Source organism: Photobacterium sp. WH24 (assembly GCF_019204055.1).
Taxonomy (GTDB): domain Bacteria; phylum Pseudomonadota; class Gammaproteobacteria; order Enterobacterales; family Vibrionaceae; genus Photobacterium; species Photobacterium arenosum.
The window spans coordinates 149,332-165,713 of the sequence record NZ_JAGSOZ010000009.1 but is presented as its reverse complement, the minus strand read 5'-3'; the positions used below and the strand labels follow the sequence as shown (position 1 = coordinate 165,713).

Annotated in this window: 14 protein-coding genes; 7 read left to right on the top strand and 7 right to left on the bottom strand. The window is 49.3% G+C overall.

Going from position 1 to position 16,382, the window contains the following annotated elements:
• The first annotated feature begins 29 nt into the window (after positions 1-29).
• Entirely contained in the window at positions 30-245 is a 216-nt protein-coding gene (locus KCG43_RS12820; RefSeq protein WP_120512904.1) for an acetyltransferase, read from the top strand.
• Here the strand turns inward: KCG43_RS12820 and KCG43_RS12815 are convergent.
• The 7 genes from KCG43_RS12815 to KCG43_RS12785 form a co-directional block, all read right to left on the bottom strand.
• Complete coding sequence (locus KCG43_RS12815; RefSeq protein WP_218385360.1) at positions 242-868, bottom strand: membrane integrity-associated transporter subunit PqiC; 627 nt, start codon at positions 866-868, stop codon at positions 242-244. The genes KCG43_RS12820 and KCG43_RS12815 overlap by 4 nt on opposite strands.
• Positions 868-2,514 (bottom strand): intermembrane transport protein PqiB, encoded by a 1,647-nt coding sequence (pqiB, locus tag KCG43_RS12810; RefSeq protein ID WP_192016834.1) that lies wholly within the window; start codon positions 2,512-2,514, stop codon positions 868-870. Before pqiB ends, KCG43_RS12815 begins: the two co-directional genes overlap by 1 nt.
• Positions 2,511-3,863 (bottom strand): paraquat-inducible protein A, encoded by a 1,353-nt coding sequence (locus KCG43_RS12805; RefSeq protein ID WP_192016926.1) that lies wholly within the window; start codon positions 3,861-3,863, stop codon positions 2,511-2,513. The genes pqiB and KCG43_RS12805 overlap by 4 nt, the downstream gene beginning before the upstream one ends.
• A 257-nt stretch (positions 3,864-4,120) precedes the next feature.
• Positions 4,121-5,905, bottom strand: a complete 1,785-nt coding sequence (gene phaC, locus KCG43_RS12800) for a class I poly(R)-hydroxyalkanoic acid synthase (RefSeq protein WP_192016833.1) — start codon at positions 5,903-5,905, stop codon at positions 4,121-4,123.
• Positions 5,906-5,976: 71 nt separating this feature from the next.
• Positions 5,977-6,324, bottom strand: coding sequence for a phasin family protein (locus tag KCG43_RS12795; protein ID WP_046220227.1), 348 nt, complete (start codon positions 6,322-6,324; stop codon positions 5,977-5,979).
• Positions 6,325-6,395: 71 nt separating this feature from the next.
• Positions 6,396-7,601 (bottom strand): acetyl-CoA C-acetyltransferase, encoded by a 1,206-nt coding sequence (locus KCG43_RS12790; RefSeq protein WP_218385355.1) that lies wholly within the window; start codon positions 7,599-7,601, stop codon positions 6,396-6,398.
• Between the two features lie 24 nt (positions 7,602-7,625).
• The gene (locus KCG43_RS12785; protein WP_218385353.1) at positions 7,626-8,366 is read right to left on the bottom strand and encodes an SDR family oxidoreductase; all 741 of its coding nucleotides are present in this window, start codon (positions 8,364-8,366) and stop codon (positions 7,626-7,628) included.
• A 777-nt stretch (positions 8,367-9,143) separates the two neighbouring features.
• Here KCG43_RS12785 and KCG43_RS12780 point away from each other — a divergent pair.
• The 6 genes from KCG43_RS12780 to KCG43_RS12755 are packed head-to-tail and all read left to right on the top strand — an operon-like array spanning position 9,144 to position 16,275.
• A complete protein-coding gene (locus tag KCG43_RS12780) occupies positions 9,144-10,109 on the top strand; it encodes a MoxR family ATPase (protein ID WP_218385351.1) in 966 nt (321 codons plus the stop codon).
• Complete coding sequence (locus KCG43_RS12775) at positions 10,106-11,089, top strand: DUF58 domain-containing protein (RefSeq protein WP_218385349.1); 984 nt, start codon at positions 10,106-10,108, stop codon at positions 11,087-11,089. The genes KCG43_RS12780 and KCG43_RS12775 overlap by 4 nt, the downstream gene beginning before the upstream one ends.
• Before the next feature lie 5 nt (positions 11,090-11,094).
• Positions 11,095-11,619 (top strand): DUF4381 domain-containing protein, encoded by a 525-nt coding sequence (locus KCG43_RS12770; RefSeq protein ID WP_218385347.1) that lies wholly within the window; start codon positions 11,095-11,097, stop codon positions 11,617-11,619.
• Positions 11,612-12,574, top strand: coding sequence for a VWA domain-containing protein (locus KCG43_RS12765; RefSeq protein ID WP_218385346.1), 963 nt, complete (start codon positions 11,612-11,614; stop codon positions 12,572-12,574). Before KCG43_RS12770 ends, KCG43_RS12765 begins: the two co-directional genes overlap by 8 nt.
• Positions 12,567-14,525: a VWA domain-containing protein gene (locus KCG43_RS12760; protein ID WP_218385345.1), complete on the top strand. Its 1,959-nt coding sequence runs from the start codon at positions 12,567-12,569 to the stop codon at positions 14,523-14,525. Before KCG43_RS12765 ends, KCG43_RS12760 begins: the two co-directional genes overlap by 8 nt.
• 31 nt (positions 14,526-14,556) lie before the next feature.
• Positions 14,557-16,275 (top strand): BatD family protein, encoded by a 1,719-nt coding sequence (locus KCG43_RS12755; protein ID WP_218385344.1) that lies wholly within the window; start codon positions 14,557-14,559, stop codon positions 16,273-16,275.
• Positions 16,276-16,382 lie beyond the last annotated feature (107 nt).

Below are 16,382 nucleotides of genomic sequence, written 5' to 3'. Positions count from 1 at the left end.
TGACCTGATGACTGCAGGAGGTTGGTACTATGTTTTTGAAAGAAGCGAAAACCGGGGATCTGGTTGATGTGGTAGACATGGCCTCACTCACCAACCCCTTTAAGCGCCATGTCACTGTACAGTTTCAGTCCGGTGAAGATCTGGCTGATCCTGTCTCAATGGACAAACAGCACCTGGCTTTCCCGTCAGGTGAAGGGTTGCCCGAGTGCTGGATGAACGGGTATTACCGATTACAGCAACGCTAAAGGCTGCTGCGCTCCCCGGAATACAAAGTCATAGCTGACACACGCTGAGCGATCTGAGTGGTAAGCCGATTTACTGCTTCCGACAAGGCATCCACCTGTGCACTGTACCCCGGCTCTTTTAAAGGAACCTGAAAACTAAATGGCTGCACAGTTTTCAGGTCTCCGCTTTGTCCTGTCAAAATCCATTCACCACTGAAATACGCCGAACCGCTGAAATGGCCATTAAAGGCGTTTACCCTGACTTGCAGTTTAGGCACATTGGCCGTTTTTATCGCTGCCGATAACTCTGTCGGCCAGTAGCGTGACTGCTTCAGACGCAGATCACCGTTAATGCGCCGCGTGAGCTGGCGGGTAATATCTTCTGCCCACAGATTTTGCTGCGCCTGAACCACAGCCGTGTGACTAGTTTGATAAACTAGCCCTGTACCCGTCAAATGCAGCGCCATCTCAACCGGTGATATCACTAATATTGGCTGTTGTGTGACTAACGCCGGCACCGATTGCTCAGACGACTGAGGCAATAAATACGTCGTGATGTCCGATTCTTCGGGCTGACTGCTGCAACCTGTCAATACCAACCCAGCCAGCCAAACGGCAGACAGTAAACAGTGACGAAATTTCATTATTCTACTCCTGCTGCGGGTATCGGATCTTTACCTTTACTGTCTGAAAAAATCAGCGAGTTAGGTTTGTCGTTCACTTGTCTTAGTACCGGTTGCAACTCTTTCATCACCTGCTCAAACCGTATCAGCACCTGTTCGAGATTCCGGTAAGTAGCACCGTCAGAACCGTAACTGTTTAACGTCGCCTGAATCTGAGCCAGGCTGTTTCGCAGTTCCGCTGGTATGGCTTTTGTATCCTGCTGTGCAAGCAACACATTCACACTTTTTGCAGCCTGCTCGGCGGCTTTCAAAGTACGCTCTGTCGCGGCCAGCGTCTGATTCAGCCCCTTCAGAGTGCTTTCCACGGGTAAGTTATTTAGCTTATCGAGTAACAAAGCGACCTGCTTCTGAATCTCTGCAAACCCGCCGGCTTTGGTGGGAAAAACATCATATTCCTGGTAGGTCAGCAGCCTGGGATCCGGCTCTTCCGGGTAAAACTCGACATCCACCATTAATTGCCCGGTTAAGAAATTAGCGGTTTTCAATGAAGCACGTAAGCCTTCCCGAAACTGATGACTGAGATCTTCTTGTAATGCCTGCAGGTTTTCAGTCCCTACATACTCCTGCACTCGCGCGAGTTCTAATCTGGCAAGTACCGGAATTTGCTGATTGGAAAAGCCGCGAGTTTGGTTGGGCAAGCGTAAGGGCACTTTAGACACAGTACCAATGCGGATTCCGCGGTATTCAATTGGCGCCCCTTCACTCAAACCACGTACCGATTCGTCGAACAGCAACACATATTCCAGGTACTGATCGTAATAACGCTCCCGCACTTCATTCTGATTGTTGTAAAGCCGGAACCGGCTGAGCTGTTTGGTGATAAGTTCGCCAGGATCGGCGCCTTGCTGAATATTAAAACTCACGCCTCCAGTGATGAGAGATTCCACCGAACCGATTTTGAGATTAAAGCCCTCTGCCGACATGTTCAGCTCCACACCGGATGTTAACCAGAATCGGGTGCGCTTTCGAATCAGACCGTCATAAGGTTCAAAGATAAATAGCTGATAATTCGCTTTTTTAGACTGAGTATCAAAGCTGACCTGCTCCACCCGACCGACAGTAAACCCTTCGTAAAGAACAGGATCACCAACGCTTAGCTTTCCTGCCTCATTATGGGTCAGGATCAGACGTAAGCCTTTCGCATCCAACGGTGCTACCGGAGGAATATCCAGGACAGTAAATGTTCGCTGTTCATCACTCTTCACACCGGGCTGCAATTCAATATACGCACCGGATAATAAGGTTTCTAACCCGGAGATCCCTTCCTTACCGATACGTGGTTTCACCACCCAAAACCGCGTGTCGGTTCTCAACATTCTGGCGGCGTCTTTGTCCATCTGGGCGGTCGCTAAAATTGAATTGTAATCATCACTGAGTTTTACATTGGTAATAACACCCACTTTGACATTCAAAGCTTTGATTTCAGTTTTACCCACTTCGAGACCTTCTGCGGTATTGAGCTTAAGTGTTACTTCAGGGCCCTTACTGGCCAGAAACTGTATCAGCATCCAAAAGCCAATCAATACAGCAACAATCGGGACCAGCCAGATCAGTGATAGCTGTCGAATCTGACTGACTTCAGCTTTTGGCGGCGTTTGATCGCTCATGAATGGGGTTCCTTATGAATAATGGTCGTACTCGCACCTTGTTCCGGCTTGGTGGACTGAACTGTTTTTTCTCCTGGCAGCAGGTTTTGCCAGAAAACACGCGGGTCAAATACCATCGCCGCTAACATGGTTAGTATGACAACCGAGGCAAAAGACAGCGCTGCCGGTCCCGGATAAATCGCCATCAAATTCTGTAACTGCACCAAAGCAACAAGAAGCGCCACAACAAAAATATCAATCATCGACCACCGGCCGATAAACTCAGCCATCCTGTATAACTTTAAACGCCGTATGGCTTTTCTTTCTTCATCGTCAATGTTTCGCGCTGCCGCAAAAAAGAGCCATCCAAGAGCAAAGATCTTCGCCAAAGGGATCACCACGCTGGCGATAAAGATCACCATGGCGATGGGATAGGACCCGTGATGCCAGAGCAGCACAACCCCACCAATAATGGTTGAGCCTTCTGATTTACCCAAACTTACCGTGTACATCATCGGATACAGATTTGCCGGGAATAAAAAGACAGCCGAAGCCAGCAATAACGCCCAGGCATATTGCAGGTTTTTAGCCGGGTGATAAGGGTGCAGCTTCCCGCCACAGCGAATACACCTTTGCTGGTGCCCATCAGCAACAGGGTTTAGCTGCGCGCATGTATGGCAGGAGATATGGTTATGAGAATGGTGGCTGTCGCCAGCTTTTACATCCGGCAATGGCACCATAGGGGCAAACTGCAGCCAGAGCCAGGTTCTGTCAACCATGGCAACACATTTCACAACCAGCATGGTATAAAGGCAAAATGCCCAGAATGACATGCCCAATCCGACATCAGCCAGCGCAGCAATTTTGATCAGGCTGACCAGAATGCCTATCAGGAAAACATCCACCATCAGCCAGGGTTCGATACGAAGAGTCAGCCGGCACAAGCTTTTGACTCTGTGGCTGACACTGTCGCTATCAATCTTTCCATGTTCTGTACTTACCCAATAGAGGTATAAAACAGAGGTGATATAACAAGCCGGTAAAATAACAACAGTCATTAACAATAATAAACCTAATAAACTGTTCTCGAACTGAGCGAGCATCTGAGCAGAATGCATCAGGGTAATTTCTTGCTGAATACCTTGCACACTGAAGGACATAAAAGGAAAACTCACACTCAGTACCAGCATTACCAGGCAAGCGGTACCATAGGCAAATGTCCGCTGCTGAGGATGTTTGATGGTTTTCATCAGCAAATGCCCGCAACGCGGACAACATGCACGCTGCCCCTGTTCTAACGCTGGCAGTGCAACCACCAAGCCGCATTCCTCACACCCAGTTATCCCTGCAGTTTGCTGCTCGTGATGCATGCCGTCCTTACTTCTTTGGGTAGTCATAAAACCAGTATAGATAGGGACGCTTTAAATGAGGGTATTTCTTAAGAGATAAAGCGTTCAAATACAGAGAGATGAATCTTGCAGACGAGTATTGTTGGGACAGGCACTTTAGCCTGCTGTCCTGGGCAGACACCAATGATTCAGACGAGTAAATAACGCTTGCGTTTCAACCATAAAAAAACCAGTGGCATGCCACTGGTTTTTGCAATGTCGATACTGTTATCAAACGATTAATTTGGGTTTGAAAACTCAATCGGCAGTGTTTGCTTCACATAATCACCAGGCGCTGGACCTATGGGCGGGAAGCTTTCATTACCGATATCACGGCCAGATACCTGCTCTTCAGAATTAAAGCCATTCAACCAGGTGTTCCAGTGTTGCCACCATGATCCGTCGTGGTGGGTCGCCCCCGCTAACCAGGCTTCGGGATCAGATTCAGCGTTATCGTTGGTATAAAAACCATACTTGTTTTTGTCAGGATGATTAATAATACCTGCAATATGACCGGACTCACCCAGCACGAACACTGAATCACCCTTCAGTACTTTCGAGCCGCGATAAGTGCCCTGCCACAGAGCAATATGATCTTCCTGAGTAGAGATAAAGTAAGTCGGTACTTTGATCTTCGACAAATCAATATACACGCCACCTACTTTATACCCTTTAGGATCCATCAGTTTATTTTCCAGATAGAACTGACGTAACAGTGTACTGTGACACGCTTTTGCCACATTGGTGCTATCACCATTCCAGAACAGCAGATCAAAATCGATTGGGCTGTTACCTTTCAGGTAATTGTTGACGTAATAGTTCCAGTACAAGCTGTTTTCACGCAGCAGACTAAAGGTCACACTCAGTGAACGACCGTCCATATAGCCTTTCAGCTCATTCTGGGCTTCAATGGCCGAAATGATCGGATCATTAATATAAGCGCCAATTTCACCCGGCTGAGAGAAATCGAGGATTGTGGTAAAGAAAGTGGCAGACTTCACACGGTTACGCATGCGTTTCGCAGAGCTGTACGCTAGCGCTGACGCCAACAATGTACCGCCAATACAATAGCCTACGGTATGAATTTGATTTTCACCGCTAACACTTTCGACAACGTCCAATGCTTTTAGCGCACCTTCCAATACATAGGTATCGAAATCCACATCCTGCATTGTCGCATCAGGATTACGCCATGAAATCATAAAGACAGTATGTCCCTGCTCCACCAGCCAGCGAGCCATAGAGTTCTTTTCTCGCAGATCCATGATGTAATATTTGTTTATAAACGGCGGAACAATCAGTACAGGGGTCGCATTCACGGTTTCTGTCAGCGGTTTATACTGAATAAGTTCAAACAAGTCATTTTTGAAAATGACTTGTCCTGGCGTGTTGGCAATATTATCGCCCACCTGGAATGCATCGCCATTTGTCATGCGAATTTTCAGTACATCCGCACTGGACTGCATGTCTTCATGCAGCAGTTCCATCCCTTTAATCAGATTCTGACCATTGGTTTCAACCGTCAGTTTTGCCAGCTCAGGGTTGGTGGTAATAAAGTTGGTCGGCGATAGTGCGTTAATAGCCTGACGCGAAAAGAAGTTCAAACGTTCTTTCGCTTTATCGTCTAGACCTTCAATAGAATCAATGGTCTCTTTCATCTTATTGCTGAACAGCAAATAAGATTGCTTGATGCAGTTGTAAAAAGCTTCGTTTTGCCAGGCAGGATCGATAAATCGTTTATCATCATGCGCCGGAGTAACAACATCCTGATTGTCACCAGACATAGTGACGTTTTGCAAAATCTTCATTTGGCTTTCAAACCAATCCATCTGAATTTTTGCAATAACAGCAGGCTGCGCAGATGCATTTTCCAGCCAAGCCGTTGTGTCTTCCAGATTCAATTCACTCAGCGCTTTATTGAGCGGAGTATTAATGGCTGCCTTGCCGGAATCAAACTCCTTCCACCACGCTTGGTTCATTTCCTGGAGTTTAGCAAAGTAGTCCGTGAAAAAATTCGGGTTCATCGCAATGACCTCTGCTTTTGGACTAAAAATGCCGTCCGCAAGACGGGACGGCATTAAGACAGGAAAAGAACTTAAGCGGGTGTAACTTGCTTTACATTCTCTGCTACCAGCTCTTCCACTTCAGTTTTGAAGCCTTGAGCCAGTGCTGAAAACTTGTTGCTGTCATCAACCAGTTGTTTAGACAGGTTAGTCAGGTTTTCCAGCTGTTGGCTTTGGAAAGAAGTCAGTGACTGCAGATCCTTGATTTCACTGATTGCTTTGAGCTGAGACAGACCCAAATCGCTGTAAGCACGTACCGCTGCCAGTTGAAGCTCAGTCAGCTCTTCCACGTTCTTAGTGAACAGCTTGTTGAATTTCACATAAGGTGCCAGAGATTTTTCAGTTTGCTCAGAGAAAGATTTAAACATTTCCGTATACATAATATGTTTCCTTAATTTAAGTGCTATTTTCAGCGCCAGTGAATACTGACGCCAGTTAGTTAACGAGTCGTTTAGACACTTTTCAGTACGATAGCTGTACCCATACCGCCACCGACGCACAGTGTGGCAAGGCCATACTCTGTTCCACGGCGGCGCATCTCGTGCAGCAGACTGACAATAATACGGTTACCCGATGCACCCAGAGGGTGACCCAAGGCAATCGCACCACCATTAACATTGCTACGTTCGGCCAAATCTTCGACCTTGGTATTCAAGTTGTCAGCCAGCTCATGCAACACGCCCAATGCCTGACCGGCAAAGGCTTCGTTAAACTCAAACAGACCCACTGAATCAATGTTTAAATCGGCTTTCTCCAGGGCTTTCATTACCGCAGGTACAGGGCCAAGACCCATGACTTCTGGGGCAACACCCGCTTGCGCATAACTTTCGATTTCTGCCAGCGGTGTTAAGCCATATTTTTCTACGGCGGCAGCAGAAGCCACAATGATTGCACTCGCACCATCATTGAGACCGGATGCATTTCCTGCGGTTACTGAACCTTCAGGTTTGAATGCCGGGCGCAGTTTCTGCAAGCCTTCCAATGTTGCATCGGCTTTCGGATACTCATCTGTATCAACCGTTTTCGTCTCACGACGCACTTTCACTCCAACAGAAACGATTTCTTCTGCAAATTTGCCCTGTTCAATAGCAACGACCGCTTTTTGCTGGCTTGCCAGCGCAAAGTTGTCCTGTTGTTCACGGGTCAGACCCACTTTTTCAACGACATTTTCAGCCGTCACACCCATGTGATACTGATTAAACACATCGGTCAGACCGTCGTTAATCAGTAAATCAGTCAGTTGCATATTGCCCATTTTCTGTCCATCACGGATGGAAGCAGGTACGGTAAACGGAATCTGCGACATGTTTTCTGCACCAGCAGCCACCACCAACTCAGCATCACCGGCTTTAATGTGTGCAGCAGCGTCCATTACCGCCTTCATGCCACTACCACAGACCATGTTCAGGCTGTAGGCCGGAACCTGAACTGGAATACCTGCAAAAATTGCCGCCTGTCGTCCTGGTCCCATGCCCTGGCCTGCACCCACTACGTTACCTAAAATCAATTCGTCGATTTTAGCGGGGTCAACATTTGCCTGAGCGATGGCGCCTTTGATAGCAACAGCAGCGAGTTGCGCTGGCGAGACTGATTTCAGTGCGCCATTAAAGCTGCCGATTGGAGTACGTTTGGCTGCAACAATATAAACTTTGGTCATGTGTCGAGTATCCTTACTACTAAATTAGTGCATGTATAAGCCGCCATTTACCGAGAGGGTCTCTCCGGTAATATAGGCTGCAGCATCACTGGCCAGGAAGTTCACTGATGCTGATACTTCATTGGGTTGCGCCAGACGCTTCATTGGGATTTCAGCTTTAATCGCGTCCAGCACTTCTGGCTTAATTGCTTCAACCATAGGTGTACCCGTGTAACCTGGTGCAATCGCATTAACAGTAACACCGTAACGTGCTCCTTCTGCAGCCAGTGCTTTGGTGAAACCAATCATGCCAGCCTTAGCCGCCGAATAGTTTGCCTGGCCGAACTGCCCTTTCAGGCCGTTAACAGAGGAAATATTGATGATTCTGCCAAATCCGTTATCACACATTGAAGCAAACAAAGGATGAGTAACGTTAAACAGGCTATCCAGATTAGTGGACATCACCTCTTTCCATTGCTGGACGGTCATACGCTTAAACGTACTATCACGGGTAATCCCTGCATTGTTAACCAGCACATCAATCTTACCCTCTTCTTTTAAAAGAGTAGTCAGTGCCTCTTCACAATATGCAGCATCCGTAACATCCAGAGGGAATAAGCGAACTTGAGAATCGGAGTAGTTACTTTCAGCGAACCACTCTTTGGCTTTCTCTTCACCTGTTGGGAAATATGTGGCAATAACACGATAACCTGCATCTACTAAACCCTGAGTAATTGCAGAACCAATACCACCTTTAGCGCCAGTTACTAATGCTACCTTTGTCATTTACCAGACTCCTTTCCATCCGTTGCCAATACAAAAAACGCATCTCATTGATGGTTGATTTTGTATTTTTTCTGAAGAGAACCTACTGCTGTACATCTGAACCAGACTTGTTCCCTGCACCACGATTACGCAGCGTATCCACTCCACAAGTCACTTGTGTGAAGTTTCCATTGCACAATCATTATAAGAACATAAGCACATATATATATCAACACAGGGAATTCATGATATTCATAAAATCCCTATACGGAATCAACTCAATTGAAATTAATCGATTACATAATAAGTTCGATTTGTTAACGGAATATTTCAATGCATAAGAAATGCCAAGTTTACAAAATGCTATGAATCAAGCCGTTTCACGCTTCAGGATTAATTCTTTTGCCGTAAAATTCGATTCATCGCACTTTATTAGTGCAAGGTTGCACCAGTTATAAGCTGGTACATAAATAAGTGTTGAGAACGTGATTTTTAATGGGCAGGCAAAGAAATGCAGCATTAGTGCAACAAAAAAAACACATCTGACCTCACGATAAACAGTTTTAAGTAATTCATTATTTTTCCCTGTTTTTCATTTTTTATCAGATTAGTGACAAAAATCACCTTGTAATGTAAAAAAGTGAAATAACATTTATCATTTGCTTGATATTTACTGTGAACTTCACTGGCGGAACAAAGTCGAATACCAATAACGTCATTCTTTTTAATACGTTATTGGCGTATACAACACGCCTCATAGTGTGCAGGACAAACAGTCGCTCCAAGGGATAAAAACACATGCTTGCAAAGACCTTCCAACAACTCGATCAATACTTACAACAACAGGTCATTGGCCAGGCCGAAATGGTGCAACAATTACTCATTGCACTATTAGCAGACGGACATATCCTCGTAGAAGGCCCTCCGGGGCTGGCCAAAACACGCGCAGTCAAAACTCTTGCCGAATGCATTGAAGGCGATTTTCACCGTATCCAGTTCACGCCGGATCTCCTGCCCGCAGACTTAACGGGGACCGATATTTTCCGCCCCGAAACCGGCGAATTCGTGTTCCAGCCCGGCCCAATCTTTAACTCGCTGTTACTGGCCGATGAGATAAACCGCGCGCCTGCAAAAGTTCAGGCCGCGATGCTTGAAGCAATGGCAGAAAAGCAGATCACCGCAGGCAGGAATACCTATCCTCTGCCAGCATTATTTCTGGTGATGGCGACACAAAACCCCATTGAGCAGGAAGGGACTTATCCGTTACCCGAAGCCCAGCTGGACCGTTTTTTACTGCAACTGAACGTTGATTATCCAAATGCCGACAGTGAGCTTGCTATTTTACGGCTGAACCGCGGCGAAGCACTGGAAGACAACATCCCCAAGTCTTCTGAAGCCGTGCAAATCAGTCAGGCTGATATCTTCAGTGCCCGCAAGGAAGTACTGCAGATCCATATGGCAGAAGACATTGAACACTATATTATCCGCCTCATCATGGCGACACGCGAACCAAAGCGTTACAGCGATGAACTGGCAGCCTGGCTGCAATTGGGGGTCAGTCCAAGGGCAACGCTGGCGCTTGACCGCTGCGCACGGGCATACGCCTGGTTAAATGGTCGGGATTTTGTTACGCCGGACGATGTGCAGCGCATGGCTTATCCCGTGCTGAGACACAGGTTACTGCTCAGCTATGAAGCACAAGCTGAAGGCATCACCCCGGACAGCATCATTCATTCACTGATTCAGCAGGTAACCAGTGCATGATAAAAGCAACGGCGAAAACACCCCCTCTGCTGCCACCACACAGTAACGGGTATGAATTGTGCCTTGCCGAGCTGTTACAGTACAAAAATCAGTCCGTTAAGTGGCTCCCTCCAGCTCGCAGCGTGTGGTCTCAACTCAATGGACAACATCAAAGCCGGCAAAAAGGCCGGGGCATGAATTTCACTGAAGTGCGCCCCTATCAGGCCGGTGATGACATTCGCGCGATAGACTGGCGTGTCACAGCCCGGACAGGAAAGACCCATACCAAATTGTTCAGCGAAGAACGCGAACAGCCTGTGATGTTACTGATTGATTTCAGTCAGAGTATGCGCTTTGGCAGCCAGCTGTTGCTGAAATCGGTACAGGCTGCTCACTTTGCCAGCCTGCTTAGCTGGCTGGCCGTGCAGCAGCAGGATCGCATTGGTGCACTGGTGTACAACGGATACAGGTTAAGTGAGTGCAAACCGACGGCTCGTCAGCAAGGTCCGCTGGCGGTTATCAATGCCATGATCAACATGCATCAGAGCAACTCAAAAGCCTCTGAGGATAACGGGCTGACATTTTCTGATGTGCTGCGCCACATGCACCACCTATGCCCTAAAGGCAGTGAAATTGTCATTCTGAGTGATTTCTATGCTTTACAGACCAGTGATAAAAAGCGGCTCAGTCAGTTAAGAAGCCATAACAGAGTGCAGTTTGTGCACCTGTTTGATCCTCTTGAGCTGGGTGACACAGGTTTTCGCGGCCGTGAATTCGTCACTGACAGCCAGCAGTCGGCCTGGATTAATTTTGGGGCCCAGCGAACCCGGGAGCAAATGGCGCAGCAATTTTCCCGTCACCTGCAGAACCTGACAGAGCTGGCTTCATCACTCGCAATACCTCTGCATGCTGTTTCATCTGGCATTCCGTTATTGAAACAAATCGGGAGCACTCAAGCGCTTCACCCGGCGTCTGAGCCTTCTGTACAAAACAAGATGTAACTTTTATGGCACAAACACATACGCATCCATTGCAGCTGGCCGATCTCCATTTGCCAGCTTTGCCGGATCCCTGGCCTCTGGCCTGGGGATGGTGGGCAAGTGCTTTGCTTGTCATTATCCTGCTTGCCCTGTTGTATTTGGTCGTGAATCAGCTCAAGGCCAGACGCGGGTTAAAGGCTGGTAAAAAACAAGCATTAAGACAACTCAAACACGCTCAATCGGTGTCAGAATTGAACACCTTGCTCAGACAGGCCGCACTTACCTACTTTCCCCGTGAGCAGGTGGCGGGGCTGAGTGGCCATCAATGGATGGCATTTTTAGATCATCAGTTACCCGAACAACACCGGGGATTTGTGTTGCTGAATGATGCATGGACACAGGCTCTTTATGCCTCGGAAACCAGAGGTGACATTCGTGATGCCTGCCGGCATCAGGCTGAGATCTGGTTAAGGCACGCCCTTCCGCCCCGTATCCCTCAACATACCCCAGCGATGAAAGGGGATGCAGCAAAAGGGGACAGGCATGTTTGAATTTGTATGGTGGTGGGCGTTCGTATTGCTTCCACTGCCCTGGTTTATCTACCGCTTTTCCAGGCCGGTTCAACCCGAGGCAGTCATCACATTGCCGGTACTGCCGGAAAATCTGGTCAAAAAGCCGGTTCGACGCTGGCAAGGCATTCTGGCTCTGCTGTGCTGGGTAAGTTTGCTAGGGGCGCTCGCCAGGCCAGTCTGGTTTGGTGATCCCGTTCAGATACAGCCTGAACACAGAGACATGTTACTGGCTGTCGATTTATCCGGTTCAATGTCAATTGAAGATATGGTTGATGGTCAGGGTAACACTGTCGATCGCCTTACTGCGGTAAAAAAGGTGGTAACCGACTTCATCGGCAAGCGCCAGGGCGACAGGCTGGGTTTGGTACTGTTCGCCAATCATGCCTACCTGCAAACACCATTGACCTTCGATCTGAACACGGTAAAGCAGCAATTAGCCAGAACTGTGCTCGGACTGATCGGGCAAAGCACCGCCATTGGTGAAGGGCTGGGCATCGCAGCAAAAAGCTTTATCAACAGTGACGCCGAGCAACGTGTGATTATCCTGCTCAGTGACGGAGCCAATACTTCCGGGGTGATCAATCCGATGGAAGCGGCAAAGCTGGCCGCTGAGAACAAGGTCAGAATTTACACAGTCGGCATAGGTGCCGATGAAATGGTGCAGCGCAGTTTCTTTGGTGATCGTATGGTAAACCCCTCGCAGGATTTGGACGAGCATGCGCTTACCCAAATCGCAGCCCTCACAGAGGGTCAGTATTTCAGGGCAAGGAATCCGCAGGAATTAGCCAGCATTTACCAGTCAATCAACGATCTGGAGCCGGTATCAACCGCTCAGCAAACCTGGCGGCCCAGAGAGGAGCTGTTTCGTTTCCCGCTGGCAGGGGCACTGCTCTTCAGCGTCCTGCTGGCAATCCGTTGGAGGCGATATGGCTGATTTTACTTTCTTACATCCCTCTTGGTTACTCGCATTGATTCCGCTAGCTGTCCTCTTGCCCTGGTTGGCTCAATGCCGTGCACAGTCTGGGCTGATTGCTGCGCACCTTCAACCCGACAATAAACCCTCCTCTCAGCGAGTCCGCGTGCTATCGCTTCTGCTCCTCAGCATCGGATGGATACTGGCGGTGATTGCGATGGCCGGCCCCAGCTGGCAAAAACAAATGTTGCCCGCCTCTAACCTGAGCGGCGCCAGAGTGATTATCATGGATATGTCGAACTCCATGTACGCGACCGATCTGCCCCCTAACCGTCTGACTCAGGCCCGCTATAAAGCCATGGACCTTCTGCCCTACTGGCAGGAAGGCAGCACAGGCCTGATAGCCTATGCCGGAGATGGCTACATCATCAGCCCGCTGACCGCAGACAGTACGACATTGACTCACCTGATACCGGGATTATCCCCTGCTATTTTGCCTATTCAGGGTAGTAACGCTGCCGCAGGCGTGAAAGCCGCCATCGATCTGCTCAGGCAAGCCGGGCACCCTCAGGGGGATCTGATCTTGATCACCGACGGACTCAGTGAGAAAGAAGCTATGCAAACTGACCAGTTGCTGCAAGACAATCAATACCGCTTGTCCATTCTGGCTGTCGCTACCCCGCAAGGTGCACCAGTCACTATGCCGGACGGCCGGCTGTTACAAGACAATCAAGGCAACACGGTTTTGAGCAAAATGCATCCCCGGCGGCTCGAAACACTGGCAGCCAGCCATGGTGGCATCATGGTGAGATGGCGGGGTAATGATCAGGATATTCTGGCTCTTATTGAGGCTACGGCTCATCTCACAGCGCAGTCTGAACAAAGTGAAGACAAGACCATTGAGGAAAAACTCAATGGTGGATTCTGGCTGTTGATTCCGCTGATCCTGCTCTTTTTGCCCGCCTGCCGCAAAGGCATCGCATTTTCCTGTTTACTGATCGTTTTCCTGCCGGTTGAGAAAAGCGTTGCGTCTCCCTGGCTAAATCAGGATCAAGACGCTTATCAACACTATCAGCAACAGGAATATCAGGCAGCGGCGGATCTGTTCCAGTCACCCGCCTGGCAAGGAGCGGCCAAATATCAGGCGGGCGATTATGAAGGCGCCATCGAATCCCTGTCAGGTTTAACTGACCCGTCCTCTCGTTACAACCTGGCCAATGCGTACGCACAAGCTGGCCAGCTGGACAAGGCCCGCGATATCTATCAGGACTTGCTGAACGCAGATCCGGATAACACAGATGCAAAAACCAATCTGGATATCGTCGAGCAGCAGCTCAGCCAGCAACAAGCGAACCAGCAGAGTCAGCAAGGCCAGCAAGGCCAAGGATCGCCGTCCGGGCAACAAGCTGACAACTCATCCCGAGATAGCAATGTACAGTCTGCTTCAGGGCAGCAGCCATCCAGCCAGCAAAATAGTCAAACCGGCCAGTCTGGTAACGCCAGTCAGTCTGACCAGACAGCTTCTGCGTCTGCTGGCGATGCGCAGCAAGAAAGGCAATCACGGCAAGATGAACAAAGCCAGCAGGCATCGGGTCATAATGATGACAGTGCCGGAGAAGTATCCCCTCCTTCGGCTGACAGTCAGCAGCCATCACAAGCGGGACATCCAGTCCAGGCCGGTTCAGATCCTAACCCAGCCAATTCCGCTGGCAATGCAGCTCAGTCGCGCATTGAGCCCACTGGCGAACAAGCCAATGCAAACGCTGAGAAAAGCGAGCAGCCAATAGCCGGTAATAATGAAGACGTTAGCGATGAAGACAGTGGCGGTGAAACCAGTGGCCTGAGTGCAAGCCATCCGACATTAAAAAAACTGGAGCAGATACCAGACAGCACCCGGGAATTGCTCAGGGCTCAGATCATTCTCCAGGCGAGAGAAAAACCAGCCCCGGACGCACCTGAAAATCGTTGGTAGCCACAGACAGTTACAGAAGCAAGGACTCACAATGCATTCTAAGTATGTTACTTTTCTTTCCGCATTTTTCCGGACAAAGCTCTGGCTAAGTGTCGTGCTGCTGATTGGCAGCCTGTTCTCTTACCCGGTGTATGCCGCCCAGGTTGTGGCCACTGTGTCATCCAACCAGGTTGGGGTGAATGAGATCTTTGAGCTGACAGTCAGCATAGATGACAATGTCAGCGCCAGTGCCCTTGACTTATCGCCACTCAACAATGATTTCATTGTCGGCACTACCAGTACCCGCTCCATGAACCGTTTTATTAACGGTTCAGTGTCGAGACAAACCCAGTGGCAAGTGTCGCTCGCTGCCAAAGCGAAAGGTGATTTCACCATTCCGGCCTTTCGTATTGGCGCGTCCGCGTCAGATCCTATCCGGATTCAGGTCAGTGAGCATTCAGATGCTGCCGCTTCCACTACCGATCTTGCAATTGAGGTCAACGGGCGTATGGACAAAAGCCGCCTTTATGTCGGTGAAAGTCAGAGCTACATGGTACAAATCAAGCTCGGAGAACAGTTGGAAAAAGCCAGTTTAATCGCCCCTCAGGGCGAAGGACTGGAAGTGGTTCAGGTGGGTGATGATCACCAGGCAGATACCGTACTGAATGGCAGACGCTACACCATCATTAACCGTAAGTACCGAATCACAGCAACCAAACCGGGTGATATCACCCTTCAGGGCGCCAAACTCACTGGCACTGCCTTCAAAAGTGACAGCAGCCGGCGTTTTGGTATGCGGATCCCCGTCAATATTCAGGCCGAACCTATGCCATTGACTGTCCTTGCTGAGCCTGATGACTATAAAGGGTTGTGGTTACCAACTGCAGATCTTCAACTGGAACAGACATGGAACAAGGACGAGCCGCACATTAAGGTGGGTGAACCGGTTTCGCGCACCCTGACACTGAAAATGAAAGGCACACCACAAAGTAATCTGCCTGACTTATCCCTGATCTACCCTGACTCAGTCCGGGTATACAGCGAGAAACCCGTTTACCAACAAGAGAACGATTACAGTGTCATGACGCTGAAACAGGTCATCATACCCCGCCGGAGCGGAACGATTACCCTGCCATCTTTGACAGTTAACTGGTGGAATACCGATAAAGGGGAAAAAGTCATCAGCCAGGTTGAAGGTAAAGTGCTGCAGGTTCAGCCAGATGCCACAGCCAGTATTCCCGGCGCCATGCGTCCATCGGATGAACACAGTAACGGTGCCTCACAGACCGGGATCAGTAATCCGCAGGGTAGCAATGCACATCCTGCTGCCGTGAATCAGCAGGTTCAGGGCGTCTCTGCCTGGTGGCCCTGGCTGACGCTGGTCGTCACCCTTCTCTGGCTTGGTACTCTGATGATGTGGCTGCGGAGCCGAAAACAGCCTCCACTGACCACAGAATCCGTCAGTTCAGCCAGTGCCAATAGCAGCATCACAGACAAGCTGATCGCTGCAGTGACAGCATGCCAGCCCATGCAGGTGCAAACTTACTACAATGCCTGGGATAAATCGCACCTGCCAGCGAAACACCGACAACAACTGGATCAGGCGGTTAGCGCCATGATGGCGGCCCATTACAGTGAGTCCCCGCAAACGTGGGACAAGAGTGATCTGCTGGCTCTGCTGCAACGCCAGCAGAAAAGCCGCAAAAAGGCGCAAACGGCCAATGAGCTGGAGCCTCTGGTGCCTGAGATACCGGCGGCAGACCGAAAATGACTCAGCTGACCCGTTAAGATGCCTGCTCTCAGAGCGCGAGTTTCATCCGTCCTTGTGTGACTGTGAGGAGCCGTGACTGAAAGATTGCGTGATAGTTAATCCTGCCT